We start from the raw sequence: 20,433 nt of genomic DNA on the forward strand, positions 1-20,433 counted from the left end.
AAAAGCGCCGTCATTCAAGCGTTTTACCGCAAACGGGACGATTTGTCCGCAAATTGGAAAGGTATACCTTCCCAAACAGGCAAAAACCGCCGCACAGCCGTGCAGCGGTCTTTCTTTTTGCCTGCCGGGTCAGACGGTGGCGGGCTGTTTGGGCTGGCTCTGGGCAGGGGAGGCGCCCAGGCTGTCGATGATGGTGATGACCAGCCCCCGGATGCTGTTCTCGGTGGTGCGGTAGGGGGCGATGCGCAGGGTGTAGAACCGGCCGTTCATGGCGGTGACCTCCCGGTCGATCGAGATCAGGTCTTTCAGCACCGCGCGGCAGTCGGCCTCAATGGCCTCGCTCGGGAAGCTGTGGGCAAAGATCTGGATCGAACGGCCGATGTCGTGATCCATCAGCTGGAACTCCCGCCCCACGTACTCGGTGAACTTGCGGATGTTCAGGTTGCTGTCCACAAACAGAATGCCGATCATGGTGGAGGACAGGAAGTTGGACAGGTCGTTGGTCATCATGGTCAGCTCGTCCAGCTTGAGCTGATGCTCGGTGTTGACGGTGTACAGCTCCTCGTTCACCGACTGCAATTCCTCGGTGGAGCTCTGCAATTCCTCGTTGGCGGTCAGCAGTTCCTCATTGGCGGCCTGCAGCTCGCCGTTCACCGTCTCCAGCCGCTGGATGGTGGCGCGCAGGTCGCTCTGGGAGACCGAGAACTCGTGCTCCAGCTCGGCGATGCGGCGGGCGGCGGTGGCGTCCAGATCGTATTTTTCCACCGTGCCGTTCATGGCGGCGGGCCGGTTCTCCAAAAACAGGACGGCCAGCAGCGGGGCGCTGTCCTCGTCCTCGGAAGGGATGGGCTGGACGCTCAGGTCCACCACCTTGCGGCCCGAGGGGCAGTCCACCGCGATGCCGGTATAGGTGACGGCCTTGCGCTCGGTGCGGCAGCGGCTGACGGCGGTGGCGGCCGCCAGGTTAAGATCCTTGTGGAGCATCGAGAAGAAATTGAGGGTGGCCTTGCCGGGGGCCAGGGTGAGGTAATCGCCGTAATTGCCGAAGAAGTGCAGGACGCTGTCGTCCTGGTTCAGGATGACCGAGGCGGGCATGAACTGCTCCAGGAAATGGGTGTAGAGCGCCTCGGCCCCGGCAGGCTCCGGATGGGCGCCGCTCTGGCGGCTGCCCAGCGGGGAGATGGCCTGGATGTTGGGGATGTTGAAGGCGGGCGGGGTCAGGTCCTCCACCTTGCCCTCGCTCTTGTGGATGTAGATCTTCTCGGTGCTGCACACCGGTTTGAACAGGTTGATGTACTCGCCCGCCGTCTCGCTCTTGCCCAAAAACAGATAGCCGTTGTTCTTGAGCGCCTGATGGAAGATGGCGAACAGGCCCCGCCGCAGCACCGGCTGGAAATAGATCATCACGTTGCGGCAGCTGATCAGGTCCAGCTTGCCGAAGGGCGGGTCGGAAAAGATGTTGTGGGTGGCAAAAACGATCATCCGGCGCACTTCCTTGCAGATCTGGTACTGGTCATTCTGCTTGATGAAGAATTTGGCCAGCCGGTCCGGGGTGACGTCGTCGATGATGTTCTCCGAAAACAGCCCGCGGCCCGCCTGCTCGATGGCCCGGCTGTCCACGTCGGTGGCGAAGATCTTGATATCCCGGCTGACCTGCATCTCCTCCATCACTTCCCGGAACAGGATGGCGATGGAATAGGCTTCCTCGCCGGTGGAGCAGCCTGCGCTCCATACACGGATGGGTTCATCCTCGGCGGCCCGCTCCACGATCTTGTAGATGGCGTTGTACTTGAGCTTTTCAAAAAAGGCGGGGTCCCGGAAAAAGTTGGTCACGCCGATGAGGATCTCCTTCACCAAAGTGTGCACCTCGTCGGCCGAGTCCCCCAGGAGCCGCGCAAAATCGGCCAGGGTGGCGGTGTGGGTCACCAGCATCCGCCGCTCGATCCGACGCAGGATGGTGGAGCGCTTGTAATAGGTGAAGTCGATGCCGCTGGCGTTTTTGAGGATGGCGTAGATGTGGGAGAGGGTCTCCTCCTCCGAGAACAGCTCATCCTCCTCCGACAGGGCCGCGTCTCCCGGGCGGCGCAGCAGAGCTGGCGTCAGGGAAAAGTTGAGGATCTCCTCCGCGATCTCCTGGGGGGACAGGATGAAATCGGCCAGGCCGGTGCTGATGGCGCTGCGGGGCATCCCGTCGAATTTGGCGCTCTCGGGCGCCTGCGCAATGACCAGGCCCCCGCGCTCCTTCACCGCCTTGACCCCGTTGGTGCCGTCGGTGCCGGTGCCCGACAGCACCACCACGATGGCGTGCTCCTTCTTCTCCTCCGCCAGGGAACTGAAAAACAGGTCGATGGGGTGGTTGAGGGCGCTGGGGTCGTAGTCGGACAGCACCAGCCGGCCGCTCTGGATGGTCAGATTCTTTTTGGGCGGGATCAGATAGACATGGTCGGGCCGGACGGGCATGCCGTCCTCGGCCTGCCGCACCGGCATTTCGGTGTGCTTGGCAAGGATGTCCGCCATCAGGCTCTTGTAATCGGGGGAGAGGTGCTGGATCACCACAAAGCCCAGCCCGCTGTCGGCCGGCATATAGTCGAAGAACTGCTGCAGGGCCTCCAGCCCGCCGGCGGACGCGCCGATGCCGATGATGGTGGCGGGGATGCGGGTGTCGTCAGGATTGCTCATTTTTTTCTCCTTCTTGCCTTGTAAAGTCCTGGGTGCGGTCGGACGGGGACGGGCCGCCATGGGGCCGCAGGTATTTTTCTTCAAATTCCGCCGCGGGCAGGGGCGGGTCGTAATAATAGCCCTGGGCGTAGCTGCACCCGGCGTCCAGCAGGGCGGCGATCTGTTCGGGGGTCTCCACACCCTCGGCCAGACAGGTCATCCGGCGGGCCTGGCACATCTGGACGATGTCCCGCACCAGCATCCGGCTGATGGGGTTTTCGGGCAGCTGGATGGTCAGGCTGCGGTCCAGCTTGATGGTGTCAAAGGACACGCTGGTGAACAGGGAGAGGTTGGCATACCGGGCCCCGAAGTCATCCAGACTGACCCGCAGCCCGTAGGAGCGGAACCGCTCGATGAGCTCCCGGATCTGGGCGGTCTGCAAAACGTCCGCCTGCTCGGTCAGCTCCAGCTCCAGGGCGGCGGCGGGCAGCTGGGGATAGCGGCTCTGAAGGGCCAGGATGGAGGCCAGGATGGAACCCGAGCGCAGCGTCACCCGGGAGAAATTGACCGACACCGGCAGGACGCCGAAACCGGCCTGCCGCCACCGATCGACCTGGCGCAGCGCCTCGTTGAGCACGAACAGGTCCAGCTCCCGGATGCCGCCGTTTTCCTCCAGCTCGGGGAGGAGGGAGGAAGGGGAGGCCACCTTGCCGCTGCGGTCGATGCCGCGCACCAGGGCCTCGGCCCCCACCAGCCGGCCTGTGTACAGGTCCACCTTGGGCTGGTAATAGACCGTCGCCTGGTAGCTGCCGGCCAGGGTCAAAAGGGTCGGACCCGTCTGCTGGAGCTGCAGGGCGGGGGGCTCGAGGGCGTGGGCCGGCTCCAGGGCCATGTTCTGCCGGGCCACCTCCACCAGCTTTTTGCCGGTGAAGTCCTTGTCGGCCCAGGCGCAGCCCATCCGGATGTCCCGGGGATAACGCCGCTGCAGGATGGAGCGCAGCCGCCCGCACCGGCCCAGAAAGACCTGGCGGGTGGTGTTGGGCAGCAGGGCCACAAATTCCGCCTCTCCGGTGCGGAACAGCATCGAGGGCCCGAACACATCGGTGAGAGACTTGGAGGCATACCACAGCATCTTGCTGCCGTATTCAAACCCCATGGTGCCGTTGATGGCCGCCAGGCCCGGGATATCCAGGCAGACCGCCCCCAGCGAGACATAATGGCCGGAATGGACGGAGTAGATGGTGCCCATGTAGGCGCGCAGGTCGGGCATCCCCATCAGCTGGCCCACGTCCCCCGAGATGCCTCCGCTGCGCTTGAAGCGGTCGGGTTCCCGCAGCACATAGGGGATCAGGATGCTGGACAGGGCGGCGTCGGCGGGGTACTGGCGGGCGTTCTCGATGCACAGGAAACCGTCCACCTGCTGGCCCCGGATGAGGGGAAAGGCGGCAAAGTGCCACTGGCCGGGCGGGTCGGGCTGGCCCGCGCCCTGCACCGAGGCGGCCAGCCGCCGGGTGAGAAAGACGGGGGCCTGCTCCCGGACGCAGCGCTCCAGCAGCGGGAAGCGGCTCAGCTGCATCCCCGACACCGTCTGCTGGATGCTGTATTTGCTGGGGCTGATCCACTCATAGGGCATGGCCACCACCCGGCTGTCCTGGGCCAGGGTGAGGATGTAGACCCGGTCGGCCTGGTAATAGGTGCCCAGATTCTGCAGCACCCCGTGGATGGAAGCCTCCAGGGAGCCTGCGTTCAGCATGGCGGACATACAGCTGAACGCCACATCCTTTTCCCCCTCCGAGAGGGGACGGCCCGGCTCTCCAGGCCCCACCGAGACCTGGTCGTCCGACCGGCCGGCCTCCTGCAGCTGGGTCCAGCTGTGGTCCTCCTTCTCCTGTGCAAAGACGGCCATGTCCACCGGCGCGTTCCAGCACAGGCTGCAGGCGTAGAGGGCCCGGCTGATCAGGCCGTCGCAGTCGGTTTTGTCCTCGGTGCGCAGGGCGATGCCCGCCACAAAGCGCAGCCGGCCCAGCGGGGTGCCCTCGTTGACCACCAGCCGCACAAAGGCAAAGGCCTCCTCAAAGCGGCGGTGCAGGTCCTCCCTGGAAGCCTGCTGGGGGAACAGCGCCAGGATCTGGTCTGGTCCGTACTGCGCCAGCAGGCAGCTGCCGCCCAGCGCCGCCGACAGGGCCGCCGCAATGCCGCTGCGGGCCTGCCGGGCGGGCAGGGGGTCCTCCCCGGGGCGGACGGCCAGCCCCATGATCTGAAAGACAGCCGCCGCCTCGGGGGCAGCCCCCGCCTGGACCATGGCCTGGATGGCGTGCTGCATCGACTGCTTGGTATACAGACGTGTGACAGGGTCGCAGGCGCCGCTCTGGCCGGCCACGGCCTGCTCCCAGGCGGGAGGCAGCTGCATCTGCAAAATGCAGGCGACCGCCTGGATGTGGTGGGTGCGGCCGTCCTCGGTCAGGTGCAGCACATGGCGCACCCGGCGCAGGTTGCCCCCGGCGTCGGCGCGCATATAGGCGGCGGACAGCCACCGCCGCCCTTCCCGGTAGAGGACGCGCATCTGGGCGGGGGAGAAGCAGGCGGGGAAATCGTCCTCCCCGTTGACGCTGTTGTCCCGGCACAGGCGCTCCTTGATGGCCCGCAGCAGCTGGGTGCAGCTGGTCTGCTGGTAGTCGGCGGTCAGGTCCTTGCCCTCGATCCACAGTTCCAGGATGGTGTCCTGGGTCAGGTCCAGGCGCATCTCGGCCGCCAGGCTGGCCAGCATGACCTCGGGGATCACCCCCTTGGGATTGCGGTAGGGGTTGAGGCGCTTGAAGGTATTGCGCAGCTCCTCCGCCACGCCCACGGCCCGGACGGCGTGGCCGATCTCGTCGAAGATCATCTGGTAGGACAGGGACGTCCAGCGGAAGCACTCGTTGGTATGGCTGCGCAGGATGAAATTGCCAAAGCCCTGGGCCTGGCCGGTGAACAGCTCCCGGGCAAAGCGGCGGAACGGCTCTGCCGAGCGGGGATGGATCAGCCCGCTTTCCACCATCTGGTCGGGGAAGAGGAAGGTCTGGTCCGGGCTGCCGGAGCCGCGCCCGTACAGGGTCAAGGTCCGGGTGGAAAGGTCCACCTCCCACAGCTGCTGGGCCACCTGGTCGAAGGCTGCCCGCAGCCGCTGGTTGGATTCCTCCAGCTGCAACTGGCTGGTCTTGTAGGCCGATACGTCACTGGCGGTGACCAGCAGCACCGGGAGGGGCCTGTCGTAGGGGATGGGCACGGCGCGGATGTGGCACCACAGCCACCGCCGCCCATCCGCCGACTGGATGCGGTGGGTATGTTCCGCCGGCTGGCCCAGGCGCACCCCCTCCTGGAAGGCCTGGATGAGGCCGTGCAGGTCGTCGGGATGGATCAGGGCCGACAGAGGCAGGGGCAGGGAATAGGCGCCGGGGTCCGCCCCCACCAGGCGGCAGAAGCTGGGGCTGACATAGATCAGCTGGGGCTGGGAGGCCATCTCCACCAGCGCCACCCCGGTGGCCATCGATTCCAGCAGGATATTCAGGGGGATGGCGGCCACGGGGCGGGGGGCTTCCTCCCCGCCCGACTGGTAGCTCTCGTTGGACTTGAGGCAATAGCGGTGCTTGCCCGCCTCCTTGGCCCGGTAGAGGGCCTGGTCGGCGGCCTGGTACATGGTCTCGAAGCTCTGGGAACTGTCCCCCATCCACCCTCCGGCGCTGGCGGTCAGGATGACGGTCCCGTTGTCCCCCAGGGACAGCTGCACCCGGTCGCAGATCTGGGCGGCCTTGCGCAGCAGCACCCGCTCGTTCAGGCCGTCCCCTGACAGAAAGACCGCGAACTCATCGCCGCCCAGCCGCCCGATGATGTCGTGCACGCGGAAGATGCTGGCGAGGATGGCGGCCGACTGGCGGATGGCCTCATCCCCGGCCCGGTGGCCCAGGGTGTCGTTGACTTTTTTGAAGTCGTCCAGGTCCACGATGAAAAGGGCGCAGGGATGCCCGGGGCCAAGTTCCTCGAGCCTTTGATGGATGGTCTGCTCCATGGCGCCGCGGTTGAGCAGGCCAGAGAGCGCGTCATAAGAGGCGCGGAGCAACAGCTCCTCATACTGAGGCGGCAGTCCCTCCGGCGGGACGGTGGTCACAGCAGGATCTTCCATAAGACAAACAACACTTCTTTCCTTTCGATGCCCGGCAGACGGAAAACGATGGCACACAGGGCCTGGCGGATCGAAAAAACGTGCAGGCGCCCTCCGCCTGGAACGGCCGGCAACCCAGGACATGGATAAGACATTTCTATAAAATCAGTATAGCACAAAAAGGCGGACAGGTGTATACAAAAAACAAATAAATGATGCGCTGCGCCGGGCGGAAGACCGCAGGCGGGCGGCTTTGGCAAAAACGGCGAAACAATTCGAAACTTTGTCTTGGAGGAAGGGCCGCTATCTGCTATAATAGGGCTGCGGAGGGGGCGGACGCCCCACCGGATAAGAAGGAAAGGATGCTGCATATGGAAGAACTGTATCGGATCGAAAGTCATCCTCTGTGCCCGACCGCGTCGGTGGTGCAGGGGGAGCGGTATCGCATCAGTGTTTTGACCCCGCGCCTGTTCCGGCTGGAGTACAGCGAGGACGGCGTTTTTGAGGACCGGCCCACCCAGTGCGTTCTCAACCGGGATTTTGCCACCCCTGCGTTCCAGGTGTTTGAGACGGAGGACACCCTCAAGATTGTCACCGAAGGGGTGCAGCTGCTGTACGACAAGCAGAAATTTTCCCCCAGCGGGCTGTCCGTCACCGTCAAGGCCAAGGGCGGCAGCCACAATGGCGTGTGGCACTATGGGGACGAGGTGGAGGACCTGGGCGGCACCGCCCGGACGCTGGATACCGCCGACGGCGCCATCCCTCTGGAGCACGGCCTGCTGTCCCGCTGGGGCGGCTTTGGGGTGCTGGATGACAGCAAGTCTCTGCTGATCCGCTCCGACGGCTGGGTGGAGCCCCGCCAGGGGGAGCGGACCGACCTGTATTTCTTTGGCTATGGCCCCGCCTACCAGGACTGCCTGCGGGACTTTTACCACCTGACCGGCCCGGTGCCCCTGCTGCCCCGGTTCGTGTTCGGCAACTGGTGGAGCCGCTACCACCGCTACGACGAGCAGGAATACAAGGCGCTGATCCGGCGGTTTGAGGCCGAGCAGATCCCCTTCTCGGTGGCGGTCATCGATATGGACTGGCATCTGGTGGACGTGGACCCCAAGTACGGCAGCGGCTGGACCGGCTACACCTGGAACCGGGAACTTTTCCCCGATCCGGCCGAGTTCATGGGCTGGCTGCATCGGCACGGCCTCAAAGTGACCCTCAACGTCCACCCCGCCGACGGGGTGCGCCCCTTTGAGGAGGCCTACCGGCCTATGGCCCAGGCCCTGGGGCTGGACTGGAGCAAGGAGGAGCCCATCCCCTTCGATAGCACCGACCCGGCCTTTCTGGAGGCCTATTTCCAATACCTGCACCATCCCAACGAGGCGATGGGGGTGGACTTCTGGTGGGTGGACTGGCAGCAGGGCACCCACACCCGCATCCCCGGGCTGGACCCCCTCTGGATGCTGAACCACTACCACTACCTGGACAGTATGCGGGGCGGCAAGCGCGGACTGACCTTCTCCCGTTACAGCGGGCCGGGCAGCCACCGCTACCCCATCGGCTTCTCGGGGGATACCATCATCTCGTGGAAGTCGCTGGATTTCCAGCCCTACTTCACCGCCAACGCCAGCAACATCGGCTACGGCTGGTGGAGCCATGACATCGGCGGGCATATGCAGGGCAGCAAGGACGATGAGCTGTCCACCCGGTGGGTGCAGTTCGGCGTGTTCTCTCCCATCATGCGGCTGCACAGCTCCAACAGCCGCTTTACCGGCAAGGAGCCCTGGAACTACAACCTCATCGCCCAGACCGTGATGAAGCGCTATCTGCGTCTGCGCCACCAGCTGGTGCCCTATCTCTACACCATGAATGTACTGGCCAGCCGTCAGGGCCAGCCCCTCATCCGGCCCCTGTATTACCTGGAGCCCCAGCGCGCCGAGGCATACAGCGCGCCCAACGAGTACTATTTCGGCACCCAGCTGCTGGTCTGCCCCATTACCACCCCCATGGACAAAAAGGCGGGCGCTGCCCCCTTCGAGGCCTGGCTGCCCGCAGGCCGCTGGTTCGACCTGTTCGAGGGCCGCATCTACGACGGCGGCCGCAAGCTGACGCTCTACCGCGGCCTGGAGGATATCCCGGTGCTGGCCAGGGCAGGGGCTATCCTGCCCATGGCACGGCTGCAGCCGGGCAGCAGCACCGACAACCCCGCCTGCATGGAAGTGCGGGTGTTCCCGGGGGCGGACGGCTCCTTCGAGCTGTACGAGGACGACGGCATCAGCGTCCCCACAGAGGGCAGCTTTGCCGTCACCCGCATGACCTGGGAGCAGGAGGCCGGCTGTCTGACCGTTGGGCCGGTGGAGGGCAACCGGCCGGTGGTGCCCGCCCGGCGGAGCTATGCGTTCTGCTTCTATGGGGTGGGCCCCGAGGCGCCCCGGCTGCTGTGCAACGGGCAGGAGGCAGAGGCCGCAGTGTCCTATGACCCCGAAAAGCACATCCTCACCCTGGAAGCCCCGGCCATCCGGCCGGAGGACCGGCTGCAGGTGCAGTTCGGCGCGGCCCCCAGGCTGCTGCCCAACGACCTGGAAGGGCAGCTGTACCGCCTGCTGTACCAGGCAGAGATGAAGTACGACCTCAAAGAGCAGATCTTCGGCTATCTGCAGGGCGGCATGAGCGCCGCCGCCCTGCTGGGCGTTTTGCAGACCATGCATCTGGACGAGGCGGTGTACGGGATGCTGGCCGAGGTGCTGCTGGCTCAAACAAATTAAGTCTTTGCTGAAAAAACAAGCCGGAGGGCTGCGGAACGTTCCACAGCCCTCCGGCTCTTTTTGGTTGAAATCAATCCTTGGCAGGGCGCAGGTGCCAGATATCGGCATCGTACTGGGCGATGGTGCGGTCGGAGGAGAAGTAGCCCGACCGGGCGATGTTGACCAGCATCTTTTTGGCCCAGGCGGTGCGGTCCTCATAGGCGGCCAGGGCGCGCTCCTTCTCGGCGATATAGCTCTCCACATCCAGCAGGGCCATGAACCAGTCCTTGTACTTCATGTCGTTCCACAGTGCCCACAGCATCTGGGGGTCGCCGATGGACAGCATCTGGGGGGTCAGCAGGAAGTCCACCAGATATTCGATGCCGGGACGGTGGTAGTGATCCAGGGGATGATAGCCGCCGTTGGCATACAGCCCGATGACTTCGTCGCTGGAAGCGCCGAAGGTGAAGATGTTGTCCTGGCCCACCAGGCCGGCGATCTCCACATTGGCGCCGTCCATGGTGCCCAGGGTGACGGCGCCGTTGGCCATGAACTTCATGTTGCTGGTACCGCTGGCTTCCTTGGAGGCCAGGGAGATCTGCTCCGAGATGTCGCAGGCGGGGATGAGGGCCTCGGCCCAGCTGACGTTGTAGTTCTCCACCATCACCACGTGCAGCCAGGGCCGGACATCGGGATCGGACTCGGTGAGGGCCTGCAGGCAGAGGATCAGATGGATGATGTTCTTGGCCATGGTGTAAGCGGGGGCCGCCTTGGCGCCGAACACCACCGTGATGGGCCGGGCCGGACGGTTGCCGCCCTTGATCTGGCAGTATTTGTAGATGACCCACAAAGCGTTCATCTGCTGGCGTTTGTACTCGTGCAGACGCTTGACCTGGATGTCAAAGATGGAGTTCTCGTCCACTTCCACGCCCTGGCGCTGCCGCAGCAGGGCCTGCAGCTTGCGCTTGTTGTGCTGCTTGACCTCCAGCAGGGCGTTCAGGCTGTCGGCGTCCTCGGCAAAGGGCAGCAGCTTTTCCAGCTCCTCGGGGTCGCGGGTCCAGCCGTCGCCGATCCGCTGGGTGATCCAGTGGGACAGGGCCGGGTCGCACACCTCCAGCCAGCGGCGGAAGGTGACGCCGTTGGTCTTGTTGTTGAACTTGTCGGGATAGAGGTCGTAGAAGGGTTTCAGCTCGCTGGATTTGAGGATCTCGGTGTGGAGGGCGGCTACGCCGTTCACCGAATGGCCGTAGTGGATGTCCATGTGGGCCATGTGCACCCGGCCGGCATCGTCCAGGATGGCCACCCGGGAGTCGCCGCTGCGCTGCCGCGCCCGGCTGTCCAGCTCCCGGATGATGGGTACGATCTGGGGGGCCACCGTCTGCAGATAGTCCAGCGGCCACTTCTCGAGGGCTTCGGCCAGGATGGTGTGGTTGGTATAGGCGCAGGTCTGTTCCACCTGTTCCACCGCCTCATCAAAAGTCAGGCCCCTGCCGGTCAGCAGGCGGATCAGTTCGGGGATGACCATGGAGGGATGGGTGTCGTTGATCTGGATGGCCACGTGCTGGCTGAGGGTCTCGGGGCCAAAGCCCTGCGCCTCCAGTTCATCCAGGATCAGCTGTGCGCCGGCCGAGACCATAAAGTACTGCTGGTACACCCGCAGCAGCTGGCCGTCCCGGTCGCTGTCGTCGGGGTAGAGGAAAGCGGTCAGACAGTGGGGGATATCCCGCTTGTCAAAGTCGATGCCGTTGGCGGGAGGCTGGGCCGGGTCGGTGACATCGAACAGGTGCAGCCGGTTGGCGATGCCGCTCCGGGCGCCGGGGATGGCGATGTCGTACAGCACGGCCTCCAGATCAAAGCCGCCAAAGGGGACGGTGTAGCTCTTCCCGGTGGGCAGCAGCCAGCTTTCGGGCTGGATCCAGGGGTCGGGCTGCTCCTGCTGCCTGCGGTCCACGAATTTCTGATGGAACAGGCCGTAGTGATAGTTCAGGCCCACGCCGTCCCCGGGCAGGCCCAAAGCGGCGATGGAGTCCAAAAAGCAGGCAGCCAGACGGCCCAGGCCGCCGTTGCCCAGCGAGGGCTCGGGCTCGTACTCCTCCAGAGCGGCCAGGCTGCGGCCCATCCCATCCAGCAGGGCGCGCACGGGCTCAAAGAGGCCCAGGGCCAGCAGATTGTTGCTGAGCAGCTTGCCCATCAAAAATTCAGCCGAGAAGTAATAGAGCTTGCGCGGACCTTTGGGTGCGGGCCGGCCGGCTGCCAGCTGCTGGGTCAGGGCCAGCAGGGCCTGGTAAAGCTGGGCGTCAGTGCACTCCTCGGGCCCGCAGCCAAAGCGGGCATTGGTGATGGCGGACAGTTGCTGTTTGAGTTCCATGGTGAAACCCTCCCTTGTTTGTAACGTTGGTGATAACGTTCTCAGATCGCGTCACGCAGGTAGAGCAGAGCTTCCCAGGGGCGCAGCACACCGCTGTCGGGCGTGCCCTGGGTGGCCAGCAGGGGCTGGCAGCCCCGGAAGGCCTCGGGCAGGGCGAAGGCGGCGGGCTTGCCGCTGAGGTTGACAGCGGCCAGCAGCTCCTGGCCCGTGCCCCGGCGCAGATAGGCAAACACCTGCGGGTCCTCGGGGCACAGCAGGGTGAAATCCCCCTCCACAAAGACGGGGTATGCCTTGCGCAGCGCGATCAGCTTCCGATAGGTGTGGAACACCGAGTCCGGGTCAGCCAGGGCGGCCTCGGCGTTGATGACGGTGTGGTTGGGGTTGACCCGCATCCAAGGGGTGCCGGTGGTGAAGCCGGCGTTCTCCCCGGCGGTCCACTGCATGGGGGTGCGGGCGTTGTCCCGCATCATCCGGTGGATCAGCGCCAGGGCCTCCTCGGGGCTCTTGCCTCCGTCCACCAGCTCGTGGTAAGCGTTGATGCTCTCCACATCCCGCAGGTCCTCCACGGGATAGGGGGCGTTGGTCATGCCCAGCTCCTCGCCCTGGTAGATATAAGGGGTGCCCTGGAGGCCGTGCAGCGCCACCGCAAGGGCCTTGGCCGAATCCACCCGGGCCTCGCCGTCGTCGCCCCAGCGGCTGACGATGCGGGGCAGGTCATGGTTGTCCCAGAACAGGCTGTTCCAGCCGCAGCCGTGCAGGCCCTGCTGCCAGCGGGCGATGCTGGCCTTCAGCTCGGGCAGGGCCATGGCTTTGGGCACCCACTTGTCGGCCTCGTGATCCAGGCACATCTGCTCGAACTGGAACACCATGCTGAACACGCTGCCGTCGGGGGCGCTGTACTGCCGGGCCCGGGGGATATCCGCGCCCCAGGCCTCGCCCACCGTCACAAGGTTGGCCCCGCCCCAGGTCTCCCGGTTCAGCTCGTGCAGGAACTCCATCAGCCGGGGGCCGTTGGCGGTGATCTGGCGGTCGGGGTCCTTGGCGATCTGGTCGATGACGTCCAGCCGGAACCCCTTGACCCCCTCGGCCATCCAGGCGCGGATCATGGCGTACAGCTCCTGGCGGACGGCGGGGTTCTCCCAGTTCAGGTCGGGCTGCTGGGGAGCGAACTGATGGAAGTAGTATTGGCCCAGCTGGGGCACATAGGTCCAGGCAGGCCCCCCAAAGGCGGCGCGCATCTCGTTGGGCAGGACGCCGGGCTGGCCGTCCCGCCAGATGTAATAATCGTGGCAGGGGTTATCCCGGCCCTTGCAGGCCTCCAGAAACCAGCGGTGCTGGTCGCTGGTGTGGTTGAGCACCAGATCCAGCAGGATGCCGATGCCCCGGGCCCCCGCCTCCCGGATGAGGGTGCGCATATCCTCCATGGTGCCGAACATGGGATCGATGGCGCGGTAGTCGGAGACATCGTAGCCGTTGTCCACCTGGGGAGAGGCGAACACCGGGCTGATCCACAAAGCGTTCACCCCCAGCTTTTGCAGGTAGTCCAGCCGGGACAGGATGCCCGGCAGGTCACCGATGCCGTCCCCGTTGGAATCCTGAAAGCTCTTGGGATAGATCTGGTAGATGACGGCTTCCTTCCACCAGTCCTTCTTGCTGAAATCGATCATAAAAACGCTCCTTATTAATTATATGATATGGATCAGACGCGGCAGATCAGGACGCCGCCCGGGGCCAGCCGGCTCCCGTCCCAGCCCCGTGCGAACAGCACCTCGCCTGTGGGAGCCGGCGCTTCAGGCTCCCGGCCTGCGTTCAGGCAGACTTCCAGCGGACGGACGCTGCCGCGGCGGTAGCGTACCAGCCGCTCGGGCCCGTCCAGGAAAGCGATCTCCCCGCCCTGCAAAGCGGGTTCCTGCCGGCGCAGGGCGATGAGGGTGCGCAGCGTCTGGCAGGAGGCCTGGCCTGCGGGGGTGTCCAGCTCGTCCCAGGGCATACAGCGGCGGCAGTCGGGGTCAGGCCCGCCTTCCAGCACCACCTCGGTGCCGTAATAGACGCAGGGGCTGCCCGGCAGGGTGAACAGGGCCGCCAGCTGCTGCCAGTACTCGTCCTCGCTGCGCACCCGGCTGCGCAGCCGGATGGTGTCGTGGGAGTCCAGCAGGATGAACTGGGCGGTGTTGACCTGGGGGGCGTACACCGACATACACCGGGCCACATCCCAGCCAAAGGCCTGGGCGGGCTGGCTCTCGTCCTCAAAGAAGCGGCGCAGGGCGCTCTGCAGGGGATAGTGCATGACGGCGTCGTACTCGTCCCCCTCCAGCCAGGCCGGGGCGTCGTGCCAGATCTCGCCCAGCAGATAGAGACCGGGCTTGATGGCCTTCAGCCGGACCCGCAGCCTGCGCAGGAAATCGTGGGAGATCTCGTTGCCCACATCAAAGCGGATGGCGTCGATGTCGTACTGGCGCACCCAGCTTTCACACAGCCCGATCAGATAATCCTGGACGGCGGGCAGGTTGGTGTTCAGCTTGGGCATCCCGCCGTGGAAGGCGAAGGAGTAGTACCGGCCGTCCCGGGTGTCGCCCTCCTCAAAGGGCCACCGATGGACGAAGAACCAGCTCCAGTAGGGGGAGTGGGGCCCATGGGCCACCACGTCCCGCCAGGGGCCGAAGTGGGGGCCGCAGTGGTTGAACACCGCGTCCACCATCACCCGGATGCCCTGGTCGTGAGCGGCGTGCACCAGCTGGCGGAAATCCTCCTCGCAGCCGAAATCGGGATCGATGCGGGTGTAGTCGGCCGTGTCATACTTGTGGACGCTGGCGGCCAGAAAGATGGGGTTGAGGTACAGGCCGCTGATCCCCAGCCGGGCCAGATAGGGCAGTTTGGCGGTGATGCCTGCCAGATCCCCGCCAAAGCGCTGGGCGTTGGTGACGGGGCCTTTGCGCCAGGGCTGGTCCGCCGCCCGGCCGCTGCCGCCGCGGCAGAACCGGTCGGGGAAGATCTGATACCAGACGGTGTGCCGCACCCAGTCGGGCGGGGCGATGCAGTCGGCGGGATTCATCCAGGGCATGGCGAAGCACTGCACACGGGCGTCCAGCTGCAGCACCGGACGCAGGCCGTCCTCGTAGTAGTACCAGGTCTCCTGGCCCTGCTGCAGGGCGAAGCAGTAGCGCAGCCGGCGGTAGGGCGGACGGAGCACGGCCTGCCACAGGCGGCTGTGCTCCAGCCGGAAGGATGGCTGCATGGCCATCCGGCGGCCTTCCCAGCTCTCCTCGCCCCCGGCAATGCCGGCCTCGTAGGGGTCGGCGTAGATCAGCTGGACGCTGTCCACCTCCGGACCGGTGCGCAGGGTGATCTGCAGGGTGTCTTGATCCAGGGCGCAGCACATGGGCACCCGCGCCTGGTGGAAAATGGCGGCTAGATCCATCATAAGGGGAACCTCCTTATCGAAACCCTTCCGTTGCCTTCTCATTTTTGCAGAATAAGGATACTCTGGAACGCCGGATAATTCAATGCGAAAACCGCCACATCCTATCAATAAATGGACAAAAGGAGCAGGATATCTCACGCCTGGGCCCAGCTGCCCTCCAGGCCCGCGGCCTGGGGACGCTCCAGCGCCTCACAGACCCGCAGCAGCTCGCCCACGCTCCAGGCCTGGGCAAAGCACCCGCGGGAGGGGCCGGGCACGCCGCCGTCGTAGATCTCGGGCAGTGAGCCCAGGCACCCTTCCCGCAGAGCGGGGAGCAAAGCGTCCAGGTCCTGGCGCACTTGGCGGCAGCTCGCGGGGGAGAAATCGCCCACACGCAGCAGGGCCAGATAGTAGCCTCCCAGGGGGAAGGGCCACACCGTCCCCTGGTGGTAGGCCAGATCCCGGACCTTCTGGGGCCCGCCGTAGACGGGGTGGAAGTCGGGGTCGGCGGGGTCGAGGGTGCGCAGGCCGCAGGGGGTCCATAAAGCCTGACGGACGCTGCGCACCACCCCGGCGGCCTGGTCCCGGGTGAGGGGGGTGAAGGGCATGGATACGGCCCAGATCTGGTTGCACCGCAGCTGGGTATCGGCAGGGGAGGGCTGGGGGCTGATGACGTCCCGCAGCCGCTGCTCCCCGGGCATCCAGAAAGCCTGACGGAAGCTGGCCCCCGCCTGCGCGGCCAGCTGTGCGTAGGGGCCGCCGTCGGCGCCGGCCAGGGGCGCCAGCCGGGCCATGATGCGCAGGGCGTTGTACCAGTAGGCGTTGATCTCCACCGGCTTGCCGTGGCGTGGGGTGGGCAGATGGGTGCCGATCCGCACGTCCATCCAGGTCACCTGATCCAGGCCCTCGCCGGCGCACAGCAGGCCGTCGGCGTCCATGTGGATGCCATGGCTGGTGCCCTGCCGGTAGCACTGGACGATCCGGGCGGCACAGGGCCACATCTCGGCTACAAAGGCATCGTCCTGGGTGCGGGTGTAGTACAGCCACAGGCAGTTGATGAACAGCAGGGCCGCGTCCGCCGTGTTGTACTGCGGCTGTGCGTCCTGGTCGGGAAAGAGGTTGGGCAGCAGGCCGTCCCGTTCGTTGGCGGCAAAGGTGCGCAGGATGCTCCTGGCGTCCTCATAGCGGCCGGTGGACAGGGTGCAGCCGGGCAGGGCGATCATGGTGTCGCGGCCCCAGTCGGTGAAGAAGGGGTAGCCCGCCACGATGGTCTTGCCCTGGGTGGAGGCCCGCTCCACGATGAAGGCGTCGGCCGCCGCCGACAGCGCCTGTCCCAGTGCTGTGTGCAGCCCGGCCGCCTGGGCCTGTTCCTGCCGGCGCCTGGCCTGGGAAGCCAGCACGGCGCCTGCGGTGGGCAGGTCGGCGCCGGTGCCCAGCACCACCGCGCACGGACGGGTCTGCCCGGGCGCAGCGGTAAAGACGAACCGCCCGGCCGCTCCGCACAGGCCGGTGGGGGTGCGGCCGTCGGGCGCATCGTGACGGAACCGCAGCGTCTCGTATTGGCAGTCGGGCAGGGCTTCCGCGATGCCTCCCTCCACGGCAAAGCGGAGCCGGAGCCCGCCGCTGCGCACCTGGCTGGCGCTCCAGTCAAAGCGGCGGCGGCTGGTCATGCGGCCCCCCTTGGGGATGAACCGCAGCCAGGGGGTGGCGGTCAGGGTGCAGGGGGCCTGGCTATGGTTCTCGATGGTGTACTGCACCGCCACCGTGTTCTGCCCATAGTCCATGGCCAGCTGCCGGGTCACACGGACGCCGGCGACCTCATACACCCACCGGGGGCCGTCCCCCTCGAACAGGACCAGGTGGCGCCAGCCGTCCTCGTCGGGACAGCCGGCCTTGTCCTGGGTGGACAGCCAGACCGTCTGCCGGCCCACCGTCAGCTGCTCGGACATACGGTGCACCAGGTCAAAGCGGGCGGTGGGGGCCCGCAGGCTGGCCATCAGCAGGGCGTGATCCCCCCGGGTGGCCGAAAAGGCCGCCGACAGGGAGCAATAGCCCCCCAGGCCGTTGGTCAGCAAAAAAGTGTTCTGCTGGCAGGCTTCGCTGGCGAAATCCTGCCTTCCAAAAAGAAGATCCATAGGTTTTGTTGCTCCTTGTCGTGTTATGGGTGCAGACGCCCCAGGATCAGGGCCCCGCTTTCGGGCAGCTCGGCCTGGTCCTGCAGCAGGGTGGGCTGCGCTTCGGCCCAGAGGGTGCTGCTGTCGGCGTCGGCCAGCAGCTGCCATTGCCCGGCGGGCAATGGAGCGGGCCGGGCGCGGCCGGCGTTGTAGATCAGCAGCAGCTGGTCCCAGTGGCTGTGGGCCTTGTTGTCCAGCAGGAAAGCCGCGCACTGGCGGCCCGGCCTCCAGGCGCCCAGTAGCCGCCGGGGCGCCGCCTCGCTCTTGTCGCACAGGGCGGGCAGCTGCTCGCGCAGGGCCATCAGGCCCTGATAGTATTCCGCCAGCTGACGCCAGGGGCCGGTCCAGGCCCGGGTCCAGTCCAGACGGTTGAGGTCGGCGGGGGCGTTGAAGCTATCCTGCAGGCCCTGTTTGGTGCGGCCGAACTCCTCGCCGGCCAGCAGGAACCAATGGCCCTGGCAGCCAAAGCAGAAGGCCGCGGCCAGGCGGTTGGCCCGCAGGATGGCGGGGGTGGGCTGGTCAAAACCGCGCTGGGGGTCCATGGTGATGACCAGCTTGTCCCACAGGGTCCAGTCGTCGTGGCTGGACAGGTAGCTGATGGTCTGGGAGGGGGCCCGGGAGGCAAAGCGCCCGCCCTGCACCCCGGCCCAGCCGGTGATGGCCGAGGCCAGGGCGGACAGCCGGGCCGACCCGCCGTTGACAAAGCCGGGCCGCTCGGCGTGGAGGATATGCCCCTTGACCAGATCCCGGGTGGCGTCGCAGAACGCGCCGATGTTCTCATCCAGGGTGGGCAGGGCCCGCTTGCCCGTGGGAACGGTCCCCCGGCGCATGGGGCTGGCATGGGCGCTCCAGGGCTCGCCGTAGAGGATCTTCTCCCCCTTGCCGTAGCGGCGGTCCAGCTCGGTGCGGATGCGGCTCATCAGGCCAGTGTCCAGCAGGGCCATCAGGTCAAAGCGGAAGCCGTCCATATGGTATTCCTCGGCCCAGTACAGCACCGATTCCAGGATGTAGCGGGCGCACATGCTGCGCTCGCTGGCCAGATCGTTGCCGCAGCCCGAGCCGTCGGCGGAGCTGCCGTCGGGGTTCTGGCGGTAGAAGTACCAGGGCTCGGTGCGCCACAGCCAGGAATCCAGCTTATAGGTGTGGTTGTACACCACATCCATCACCACCCGGAAGCCGTTGCGGTGCAGAGCCTGTACCGCGGCCTTCAGCTCCCGGATGCGCACGGCGCCGTCGTCGGGATCGGTGGCATACCAGCCGTCGGGGACGTTGTAATTCACCGGGTCATAGCCCCAGTTGTAGCTGTCCCCCTGGCCTTCGGGCACCGAACCGAAGTCGTACACCGGCATCAGCTGCACATGGGTGACCCCCAGCTGCCGGAGGTAGTCGATGCAGGTGGGGTGGATGCCGTCCCCGTCCAGGGTGGTGCCGTTGAGGGTCAGAGCCAGGTATTTGCCTCGCAGCGCCTCGGGCACGCCGCTGTGGGGATCGTGGGAGAAGTCCTTGACGTGCACCTCATAGATGATGTCCTCCGTGCCGTGGGCCGGGGGCGCGTCCTGCTGCCAGCCTTCGGGGTCGGTGCGGCGCAGGTCCACCACCATGCTGCGGGCGCCGTCCCGGCCGCAGGCCCTGGCCCAGGGGTCGGCGGTGCGGCGGGTGACGCCTTCGCTGTCGGTGACGGAGAAATCGTAGTAGCGGCCGTCCAGATCCCCTTCCAGCAGGACCTGCCAGACCCCCCGTCCGGCGCGCGCCAGTTCCGTGGTCAGCTGGGGCGCGCCGGAGCAGCCATCCTCATACAGGGACAGCTCCACGCGGCGGGCGGTAGGGGCCCACAGGGCAAAGCGGGTGGCCTGGGGGGTCCACAGGGCGCCCAGAGGCTGGTCGGTGTGGTATTGGGCCTCGAATGCTTTGGAGTCGTACATCCTGCGGCGGGCGGAAGCTGCCGCAGGGTTCTGGGTGGCAGTTTGCATGGATCAGGTTACCGTCCTTTATAATATGTATACAAAAGGGCAGCCGCCAGAGAGTGACGGTCTGGCGGCTGCTGTGTTGCAGAAGGGGTGTGTGTCTCAGAGATACCCGATCAGCCTTTGACCGCACCAGCCATGCCGTTGACATAGTATTTCTGCAATTTGAGGAAGAGGATCGCAATGGGGATCGAGATCAGCACCGCGCCCGCGGCGAAGCTGGTGTACCAGCTGTCGATGTATTCCTTTTCAAGCATACGCCACAGGCCGATGGCGACGGTGTACTGGTCGGCGTTGGCCCGGCAGATGACCTTGGCGAAGATGAAGTCCACCCAGGGGGCGGTGAAGGAGGTCAGGATGGTGTAGATGACGATGGGCTTGGAAAGGGGCAGGGTGATCTTGGTGAAGATCTGCCAGCGGGTGCAGCCGTCCAGCATGGCGGCCTCGTCCAGGTCCTTGGGGATGGTGTCAAAGAAGCCCTTGGTGATCTGGAAGCTCAGGGCCGCGCCGCCCGAGTAGCAGAGGATCAGAGCCAGACGGACGTTGTTGCCCTCGGTCAGGCCCACGGCCTTCAGGATGAAGTAGACGGCTACCATGGACATGAAGCCGGGGAACAGGCCCAGGATCATGGCCATGTTCATGTAGGGCTTGCGCAGCTTGAACTTGAGCCGGGACAGGCAGAAGGAAGCCGACAGCAAAAAGAACGAGGAGAGGATGCACGAGCAGATGGCAATGAACAGGGTATTCATGAACATCTGCGGGAAGTTGAGCAGGCTCGTATCGGTGAACAGCTTGATGTAGTTGTCCAGCGTGAAGCTCTTGGGGAAGAAGGTGGAGACGTAGCTGCCCTTTTCGGCGCGGAAACTGGTCATGACCACCCACGCCACCGGGAACAGCCAGATCACCGCCAGGATGGAAAGGACGATGTAGACGATGACGTTGTTGCGTGTCCGGATGCGTTTGGCACTTAACTGCTTTGCATTGTTGCTCATG

The 20,433-nt window shown here is 65.6% G+C and carries 9 protein-coding genes; 1 reads left to right on the plus strand and 8 read right to left on the minus strand.

Annotated features, from left to right (window positions below; genetic code table 11):
* Positions 1 to 129: 129 nt before the first annotated feature.
* Positions 130 to 2,679, minus strand: a complete 2,550-nt coding sequence (locus B5G12_RS07340) for a chemotaxis protein CheB (RefSeq protein ID WP_158099694.1) — start codon at positions 2,677 to 2,679, stop codon at positions 130 to 132.
* Positions 2,666 to 6,817 carry an EAL domain-containing protein gene (locus B5G12_RS07345; protein ID WP_158099695.1) on the minus strand — a complete coding sequence of 1,384 codons (4,152 nt, stop codon included), beginning with the start codon at positions 6,815 to 6,817 and terminating at the stop codon, positions 2,666 to 2,668. Before B5G12_RS07345 ends, B5G12_RS07340 begins: the two co-directional genes overlap by 14 nt.
* Positions 6,818 to 7,167: 350 nt before the next feature.
* On the opposite strand from B5G12_RS07345, the gene B5G12_RS07350 reads away from it, so the two are divergent.
* Positions 7,168 to 9,555 carry a glycoside hydrolase family 31 protein gene (locus B5G12_RS07350; protein ID WP_087324466.1) on the plus strand — a complete coding sequence of 796 codons (2,388 nt, stop codon included), beginning with the start codon at positions 7,168 to 7,170 and terminating at the stop codon, positions 9,553 to 9,555.
* 70 nt (positions 9,556 to 9,625) lie between these two features.
* Here B5G12_RS07350 and B5G12_RS07355 read toward each other — a convergent pair whose 3' ends face one another.
* The 6 genes from B5G12_RS07355 to B5G12_RS07380 form a co-directional block, all read right to left on the minus strand.
* Complete coding sequence (locus B5G12_RS07355) at positions 9,626 to 11,902, minus strand: glycogen/starch/alpha-glucan phosphorylase (protein WP_087324448.1); 2,277 nt, start codon at positions 11,900 to 11,902, stop codon at positions 9,626 to 9,628.
* A 41-nt stretch (positions 11,903 to 11,943) separates the two neighbouring features.
* On the minus strand, positions 11,944 to 13,569 hold the full coding sequence (locus B5G12_RS07360) for a glycoside hydrolase family 13 protein (RefSeq protein WP_087324449.1): 1,626 nt from the start codon (positions 13,567 to 13,569) through the stop codon (positions 11,944 to 11,946).
* 32 nt (positions 13,570 to 13,601) lie between these two features.
* Positions 13,602 to 15,323 carry a glycoside hydrolase family 13 protein gene (locus B5G12_RS07365; RefSeq protein ID WP_242955968.1) on the minus strand — a complete coding sequence of 574 codons (1,722 nt, stop codon included), beginning with the start codon at positions 15,321 to 15,323 and terminating at the stop codon, positions 13,602 to 13,604.
* Positions 15,324 to 15,457: 134 nt separating this feature from the next.
* On the minus strand, positions 15,458 to 17,437 hold the full coding sequence (locus tag B5G12_RS07370; protein WP_087324450.1) for an amylo-alpha-1,6-glucosidase: 1,980 nt from the start codon (positions 17,435 to 17,437) through the stop codon (positions 15,458 to 15,460).
* A 23-nt stretch (positions 17,438 to 17,460) separates the two neighbouring features.
* The gene (pulA, locus tag B5G12_RS07375) at positions 17,461 to 19,446 is read right to left on the minus strand and encodes a type I pullulanase (protein ID WP_087324451.1); all 1,986 of its coding nucleotides are present in this window, start codon (positions 19,444 to 19,446) and stop codon (positions 17,461 to 17,463) included.
* Between the two features lie 110 nt (positions 19,447 to 19,556).
* The gene (locus B5G12_RS07380) at positions 19,557 to 20,432 is read right to left on the minus strand and encodes a sugar ABC transporter permease (protein WP_087324452.1); all 876 of its coding nucleotides are present in this window, start codon (positions 20,430 to 20,432) and stop codon (positions 19,557 to 19,559) included.
* Position 20,433: the final 1 nt, after the last annotated feature.

It is taken from the genome of Faecalibacterium sp. An58 (assembly GCF_002161515.1).
Classification (GTDB): Bacteria; Bacillota; Clostridia; order Oscillospirales; family Ruminococcaceae; genus Faecalibacterium; species Faecalibacterium avium.